This is a genomic window from Vibrio chanodichtyis (assembly GCF_028863985.1).
In the GTDB taxonomy this organism is placed as follows: Bacteria; Pseudomonadota; Gammaproteobacteria; order Enterobacterales; family Vibrionaceae; genus Vibrio; species Vibrio chanodichtyis.
Genome location: NZ_JARBFT010000017.1, coordinates 44649 through 52341 on the forward strand (window position 1 = coordinate 44649; position 7693 = coordinate 52341).

At 46.3% G+C, this 7693-nt stretch carries 5 protein-coding genes, 1 tRNA gene and 1 rRNA gene; 4 read left to right on the plus strand and 3 right to left on the minus strand.

What is annotated here, in order from left to right; translation table 11 throughout:
- Nucleotides 1-5: 5 nt before the first annotated feature.
- From PUN32_RS12950 to ubiK, 3 genes are all read left to right on the plus strand, one after another.
- Complete coding sequence (locus PUN32_RS12950; RefSeq protein WP_274723589.1) at nucleotides 6-1112, plus strand: efflux RND transporter periplasmic adaptor subunit; 1107 nt, start codon at nucleotides 6-8, stop codon at nucleotides 1110-1112.
- Between the two features lie 11 nt (nucleotides 1113-1123).
- The gene (gene vexB / locus PUN32_RS12955; protein WP_274723590.1) at nucleotides 1124-4234 is read left to right on the plus strand and encodes a multidrug efflux RND transporter permease subunit VexB; all 3111 of its coding nucleotides are present in this window, start codon (nucleotides 1124-1126) and stop codon (nucleotides 4232-4234) included.
- A 119-nt stretch (nucleotides 4235-4353) separates the two neighbouring features.
- Entirely contained in the window at nucleotides 4354-4605 is a 252-nt protein-coding gene (gene ubiK, locus PUN32_RS12960; RefSeq protein WP_166013958.1) for a ubiquinone biosynthesis accessory factor UbiK, read from the plus strand.
- A gap of 127 nt (nucleotides 4606-4732) precedes the next feature.
- Here ubiK and ilvC read toward each other — a convergent pair whose 3' ends face one another.
- The gene (gene ilvC / locus PUN32_RS12965; protein ID WP_274723591.1) at nucleotides 4733-6217 is read right to left on the minus strand and encodes a ketol-acid reductoisomerase; all 1485 of its coding nucleotides are present in this window, start codon (nucleotides 6215-6217) and stop codon (nucleotides 4733-4735) included.
- 138 nt (nucleotides 6218-6355) lie between these two features.
- Here ilvC and ilvY point away from each other — a divergent pair, with 138 nt between their 5' ends.
- Entirely contained in the window at nucleotides 6356-7249 is an 894-nt protein-coding gene (gene ilvY, locus PUN32_RS12970) for an HTH-type transcriptional activator IlvY (RefSeq protein WP_274723592.1), read from the plus strand.
- Between the two features lie 121 nt (nucleotides 7250-7370).
- Here the strand turns inward: ilvY and PUN32_RS12975 are convergent.
- Both PUN32_RS12975 and rrf read right to left on the minus strand, forming a co-directional pair.
- A tRNA-Ser gene (locus PUN32_RS12975) sits at nucleotides 7371-7461 on the minus strand.
- Between the two features lie 102 nt (nucleotides 7462-7563).
- Nucleotides 7564-7679, minus strand: a 5S ribosomal RNA gene (gene rrf, locus PUN32_RS12980).
- Nucleotides 7680-7693 lie beyond the last annotated feature (14 nt).

The following is a 7693-nucleotide window of genomic DNA, read 5'->3' on the forward strand; positions in this document are numbered from 1 at the left end:
CCAGAATGAAAAAGTGGACATTCTTTATGTTGCTTATCGCGATCCTGCTGTTCGGCAGTGTGATAGGTTTCAACCTGTTCAAACAACAGAAAATTGCCGAGTACTTGGCCAATCGTCCTGAATCCGAATTTCCGGTGACAGTAACCACCGTTAACTCCGTTGATTGGGTGCCAGTGATTGAAGCAATCGGCTTCATTGAGCCTAACCAAGGTGTAACTCTAACCAGCGAAAGCTCTGGCGTAATTAGCCAAATTCTATTTGAATCAGGCACTCAGGTGGCAAACCAGCAACCACTGGTGTTACTTGACTCTTCGGTGGAAAAAGCCAACCTAAAAAGCTCAGAAGCTCGTCTGCCAGCCGCCAAGGCGAAATATGAACGTTACAAAGGCTTATTTGCTAAGGGCTCAATTTCTAAAGAAGCGTACGATGAAGCAGAAGCGAACTACTACGCGTTGGCTGCTGACATTGAAGGCTTGAAAGCCAGCATTGCGCGCCGCGAAATCAAAGCACCGTTTGCCGGCGTGATCGGGATCCGTAACGTGTTTTTAGGCCAATATCTACAACCTGGTACCGATATTGTTCGTCTGGAAGATACCAGCGTGATGCGCCTGCGCTTCACTGTGCCACAAACCGATATTTCGCGGATTTCAATGGATCAGGAGGTCGATATCATCGTCGATTCTTATCCACAAGATTCATTTAAAGGTTCAATCTCTGCGATTGAGCCAGCCGTTAGCGTGCAGAGTGGCTTGATCCAAGTCCAAGCGGATATCCCTAATAGTGATGGTAAGTTACGTAGCGGTATGTTTGCCCGCGCTAACATTATTCTGCCGAAACTAGAGAACCAAGTGACTCTGCCACAAACTGCCATTACCTATACCCTGTATGGTGACAATGTTTACCTGGTGGCCGAAGAAAATGGTGAGCAACGCGTGCAGCAACATGTGGTAAAAGTCGGCGAACGTTCAGAGTCAATTGCGCATATCCTGGAAGGTGTAAAACCGGGCGATGTAGTAGTCACTACTGGTCAAGTTCGTCTAAGTAATGGTGCTAAAGTTCGTATTGTCGAAAGTGATGCGACCAAAGTACCAACAGAAACCCCAATGCTGTAAGCGGAGGCATCATGCGCTTTACTGATGTTTTTATAAAACGTCCTGTTTTAGCGGTATCGATCAGCTTTTTGATTGTGTTGCTTGGTCTGCAAGCCATTTTCAAAATGCAGGTGCGTGAATACCCTGAAATGACCAATACCGTAATCACGGTAAGCACCAGTTATTACGGTGCCAGCGCTGATTTGATCCAAGGTTTTATTACCCAGCCATTGGAGCAAGCCGTCGCACAAGCCGATAATATTGACTATATGACCTCACAGTCGGTGTTAGGCAGCTCGACCATTACGGTTACGATGAAGCTCAATACCGATCCTAACGCTGCATTGTCAGATGTATTGGCGAAAACCAACTCAGTGCGCTCGCAGTTGCCTGGTGAAGCAGAAGACCCTACGGTCACCATGTCAACCGGTTCAACCACCGCAGTAATGTACATTGGTTTTACCAGTGAAGAGTTATCTTCTAGCCAGATCACTGACTACTTAGTGCGAGTGGTTAACCCACAGTTTTATGCGGTGAATGGTCTTTCCAGTATCGACCTGTATGGCGGTATGCAATACGCACTACGTGTCTGGTTAGATCCAGCCAAAATGGCAGCACTTAGCCTGTCAGCATCTGATGTGATGAGTGTTCTTAATGCCAATAACTACCAATCCGCGACGGGTCAAGCGATTGGTGAATTCGTGCTATATAACGGCAGTGTTGATACCCAAGTTTCCAACGTAGAAGAATTGGAAAATCTGGTGATTAAGGCAGAAAAAGGCAACGTTACCCGTCTTGGTGATATTGCCAAAGTCACCTTAGAAAAAAGCCATGACTCTTATCGGGCCAGCGCCAACGGTCGTGAAGCGGTCGTTGCGGCAGTCAATGCGGCACCAAGTGCCAACCCAATCAATATTGCCAAAGATGTGTTGGAGATCCTGCCTGAGCTACGCAAAAACATGCCAAGTAATATCCAAATGAGCGTGTTGTATGACTCAACGGTTGCGATCAACGAATCCATCCATGAAGTAATCAAAACCATCATTGAAGCTGCGATTATCGTACTAATCGTGATTACCCTGTTCTTGGGTTCTCTGCGTGCGGTACTGATCCCGATTGTCACTATTCCACTTTCTCTTATTGGGGTGGCAATGGTAATGCAGATGATGGGTTTCTCTTGGAACTTGATGACTCTGCTCGCGATGGTGTTGGCTATCGGTCTGGTGGTTGACGATGCGATCGTGGTGCTAGAGAACGTTGACCGCCATGTCAAAGAAGGCGAATCACCTTTCCGTGCTGCAATCATTGGTACCCGCGAGATCGCCATCCCTGTTATCGCAATGACGCTGACCTTAGGTGCGGTGTATGCTCCGATTGCGTTAATGGGCGGCATTACCGGTGCGCTGTTTAAAGAGTTCGCGCTCACTCTGGCCGGGGCGGTGTTTGTCTCTGGTATTATCGCGTTGACTTTGTCGCCGATGATGTGTTCAAAAATGCTCAAGGCTAATGAAGCCCCAAACAAATTTGAACTAAAAGTACACCATCTGCTCGATCGCATGACGGCACGCTATGAAGGTATGTTACAAGCGGTTATGGCTCATCGCCCAGTGGTGATTGGTTTTGCGTTGATCGTATTTGCTAGCCTACCTATGCTGTTTAAGTTTATTCCAAGTGAATTAGCTCCAGCAGAGGATAAAGGGGTATTGATGCTGATGGGTACAGGCCCGTCAAATGCGAACCTCGATTATCTGGCTAATACCATGGCGGATGTCAATGATATCCTGTCCAACCAGCCTGAAGTTCAGTTTGCGCAGGTATTTACCGGAATTCCAAACTCCAACCAAGCATTAGGTATCGCTTCTATGGTGCCGTGGAGTCAACGGCAAGCCAGCCAAGCCGAAGTGACCAACCGAGTTGGTACTTTAGTACAAGACATCCCTGGCATGGCGGTCACTGCTTTCCAGATGCCTGAACTTCCAGGGGCAGGCTCAGGTTTACCGATCCAATTTGTGATCACGACACCAAGCAACTTTGAAAGCCTATTTACCATCGCAACTGATGTGCTGACCGAAGTAAAAACCAATCCAATGTTTGTTTATTCAGATCTTGATTTGAACTTCGATTCAGCGACCATGAAGATCAACATTGATAAAGATAAAGCCGGTGCTTACGGTGTGACCATGCAAGATATTGGTATCACTCTCAGCACTATGATGGCGGACGGTTATGTTAACCGTATCGACCTCAACGGCCGCTCTTACGAAGTGATCCCACAAGTGGAACGTAAATGGCGTCTCAATCCAGAATCAATGAACAGCTACTATGTTCGCGCAGCCGATGGCAACGTGATCCCGCTTGGTAGCTTAGTAACTATTGATGTGGTGGCAGAACCTCGCTCTTTACCACACTTCAACCAGCTCAACTCAGCCACCGTCGGTGCTGTACCATCACCGGGTACTGCAATGGGCGATGCGATCGACTGGTTTGAAAATCTCGCCAGCAATAAGCTACCGAAAGGCTACAGCCATGATTACATGGGTGAAGCACGTCAGTATGTGACCGAAGGCAGCGCGCTATATGCGACCTTTGGCCTGGCATTGGCGATCATTTTCTTGGTATTGGCGATTCAGTTTGAATCTCTCAAAGATCCACTGGTGATCATGGTTTCGGTGCCGCTGGCGATTTGTGGTGCATTAATCGCACTCGCTTGGGGTACGGCCACCATGAATATCTACTCACAAGTTGGTTTGATCACCTTGGTTGGTTTGATCACCAAGCACGGTATCTTGATTTGTGAGGTCGCCAAAGAAGAGCAGTTACATAACAAACTGAATCGTATTGATGCGGTCATGCATGCAGCCAAAATACGTTTACGTCCGATCCTGATGACTACCGCTGCGATGATCGCCGGTCTGATCCCGCTGATGTACGCCACTGGTGCTGGTGCGGCTCAACGCTTCAGTATCGGTATCGTGATTGTTTCAGGCTTGGCTATCGGTACTCTGTTTACTCTGTTTGTACTGCCAGTGATTTACAGCTACTTGGCTGAAAAACACAAACCACTGCCGATCTTTGTCGAAGATAAAGATCTTGAGAAATTGGCACGGATGGATGAAGTGAAAGCGGCACACCGTCAGCTGTGATCCAATCTCTCATCACCCACTCACAAAAGGCCATTTCGATGGCCTTTTTTATTGCCGAATCTAACGACATTGTCGGCTGAATTGCATAGAATATTGCCAACCTAACAGGAGTAATCAGTATGTTTGATGCGAAAAAACTCGAGCAGATCGCCAAGCAAATTCATGAAGCGATGCCACAACCGGTCAAAGAATTAGGCGCAGATGTAGAACAGAAAGTACGCCAAGTCATCCAAGGCCAACTCAACAAACTTGATGTCGTCAATCGAGAAGAATTTGATGTGCAAACCCAAGTATTATTGCGCACTCGCCAAAAGCTTAGCGAGTTAGAACAAAAAATGGCTGAGCTTGAAGCCAAACTCGCCGCTAAATAAACACGCTAAACACACCGCCAACTTTAGCTAGTAGCGTATACAAAAAAGGCTTAGTCAGTAGACTAAGCCTTGTTGGTTTTTCTTATATGGTGTTGTTGTGTTTGCTGGCGGAAAACCGATAACGAGATTAATCACCCACTGCGATACGCTGCATATCTTTCATATAACCGCGCAGCTCTTCACCAATGTACTCGACCGGGTGATTACGAATAACGCTGTTGACTTCAATCAGAGTGGCATTATCGACTTGATTTGATGTGCTAGCCAAACCTTTGCCAATCACATCGACACCTACATTGGGCATGAATTGCTCACGCAATAGTGGTACTGCGATGTTCGCAAACAGATAATTACCGTATTCCGCCGTATCAGAGATAACCACGTTCATTTCATATAAGCGTTTGCGAGCCACAGTATTAGCAATCAATGGCAGCTCATGCAAAGATTCATAGTAAGCCGACTCATCAATAATGCCTGAGGCAGTCATCGCTTCAAACGCAAGCTCAACCCCTGCCCGCACCATGGCAATCATCAAAATACCGCGATCAAAATATTCTTGCTCAGTAATTTTCACATCGCTCGCAGGGTAGTTCTCAAATGCAGTTTCAGCGGTGGCAGCACGCCAGCCAAGCAGTTCCTTATCATCATTGGCCCAATCCGCCATCATAGTACTGGAAAAGTGGCCAGAAATAATGCCATCCATATGCTTGTTATACAGCGGACGCATTAAGTCTTTGAGCTGTTCAGAGAGTTCAAACGCTTTAATTTTGGCTGGATTAGAGAGACGATCCATCATATGGGTAATGCCACCAAACTTTAGTGCTTCGGTAATCGTTTCCCAGCCAAATTGCAGCAATTTACCGGCATAACCAGGTTCGATACCCTCGGCCAGCATTTTCTCGTAACAAACGATTGAACCTGCTTGCAGCATGCCACACAGAATGGTTTGCTCACCCATCAAGTCTGATTTCACTTCTGCCACAAAAGAAGACGCCAAACAACCTGCACGATGGCCGCCTGTTGCAGCCGCCCACGCTTTAGCGATTTCCCACCCTTCACCTTGTGGATCATTTTCAGGGTGTACCGCAATCAGTGTCGGAACACCAAAACCACGCTTATACTCTTCACGAACTTCTGTGCCAGGGCATTTTGGCGCAACCATCACTACGGTAATATCTTTACGGATCTGCATGCCTTCTTCCACGATATTAAAACCGTGTGAATAGCCGAGCGCCGCCCCCTGCTTCATCAGTGGCATCACCGCATTGACCACACTGGTATGTTGCTTATCAGGGGTTAAGTTAATCACCAAATCAGCATCAGGGATCAGTTGTTCGTAACTGCCCACTTTGAAGCCATTATTTTTAGCATTTTTGAATGACTGACGTTGCTCATCGATCGCCGCCTGACGCAAGGCATAGCTAACATCTAAACCCGAATCGCGCATATTCAGACCTTGATTCAGTCCTTGCGCACCACAGCCCACAATCACAATTTTCTTACCAACCAGATAATCCGCTGCGCTGGCAAACTCTTCACGAGCCATAAAGCGGCAGCGTCCCAGTTGATCCAACTGTTCACGCAGATTCAGTGTATTGAAATAGTTTGCCATGTGAGTGCTCCTTAATAAGTGATTCCGTTAAGTCGGTGTGATATGACCGAATAAACTCATACTAAGTGAGCGACAAGATTGCATAAAGTGATATATTCACAACCAAGTATTGCAATAGATGCAACATGGAATTGTGTTATGAACATCAAAACGTTACAGATTTTTATCCATCTGTGTGGCAGCAAAAACTTCAGTCATACCGCAGCAGCAATGCATCTGAGCCCTTCTGCTTTAAGTCGACAAATCCAAAAGCTTGAACAGGATTTAAATCATACGCTATTTCTGCGTGATAACCGCAGCGTTGAACTGACTCCGATTGCCCATCAATTACTTCCCGTGGCGGTGCGTATGATTAATGATTGGCAACAATTCAGCACCCAGCTCAATGAGCATGGCCAAGAATTACGTGGCGAAATAAAACTCTTTTGCTCTGTCACCGCAAGCTATAGCCATCTACCGGATCTCCTCAGCGCATTTCGCCTCCAGCACCCTTATATTGAGTTTAAATTATTGACCGGTGATCCCGCGCAAGCCATCGATAAAATCCTACATGATGAAGCGGATATTGCGATTGCCGCAATGCCAGAACAGTTGCCAAATCGAATTGAATTCGCAACCATCGGTGAAATTCCACTCTCGATTATCGCTCCGCGTGGTAGCAGTAGCTTTAGCGATGAGTTAAAAAAACAGCAGCCCAGTTGGCATGAAATTCCATTTGTGATTCCAGAATCCGGGACAGCTCGTGAACGAGCGAATGCTTGGTTTAAGCAAATGAAGATTAAACCCAATATCTACGCACAAATCGCAGGCCATGAAGCGATTGTCAGCTTAGTGGCTCTAGGGTATGGGGTGGGAATCGCGCCAGATGTGGTGATCAACAACAGTCCTGTTCGCGATAAAATTCAGCGCTTAAACTTTGTGCCAATCAATCCCTTTAAACTCGGAGTTTGCTGCAAACGCTCGCAACTAGATAATCCCCTAGTTCAAGCATTATGGCGGGTAATTTCAACTAATCAAAAGATTGTGAATTAAAAAAACTGAGGGAGCATCTAAGGAAACCGAGTTCTCAGCCACTAATCATAATCCATAAATTAAAATTGAATACACTGAAATGCAAAAAGGCCGCTGACTAATCAGCGGCCTTTTCTAATAGTGGCGGAGAGATAGGGATTTGAACCCTAGGATAGCTATTAACCATCGCCGGTTTTCAAGACCGGTGCTTTCAACCACTCAGCCATCTCTCCGCAAATTTTGTGCTAACAGTATGTTTACACTACTAGCTTAGACGTTTCGTCTACTTTTTTGCCTTTAGATTTTTCTTAACAATCTAAAAACAACAAATCAAAGCCTGGCGATGTTCTACTCTCACATGGGGAAACCCCACACTACCATCGACGCAGTTTCGTTTCACTTCTGAGTTCGGAATGGAGTCAGGTGGGTCCAAAACGCTATGGTCGCCAAGCAAAATTCTGTTTT

What these genes read in the sequence shown, in the direction of transcription:
- vexB (WP_274723590.1), top strand. Translation starts at nt 1,124, where the DNA reads ATGCGCTTTACTGATGTTTTTATAAAACGTCCTGTTTTAGCGGTATCG.
- ubiK (WP_166013958.1), top strand. Translation starts at nt 4,354, where the DNA reads ATGTTTGATGCGAAAAAACTCGAGCAGATCGCCAAGCAAATTCATGAA.
- ilvC (WP_274723591.1), bottom strand. Translation starts at nt 6,217, where the DNA reads ATGGCAAACTATTTCAATACACTGAATCTGCGTGAACAGTTGGATCAA.
- ilvY (WP_274723592.1), top strand. Translation starts at nt 6,356, where the DNA reads ATGAACATCAAAACGTTACAGATTTTTATCCATCTGTGTGGCAGCAAA.
- PUN32_RS12950 (WP_274723589.1), top strand. Translation starts at nt 6, where the DNA reads ATGAAAAAGTGGACATTCTTTATGTTGCTTATCGCGATCCTGCTGTTC.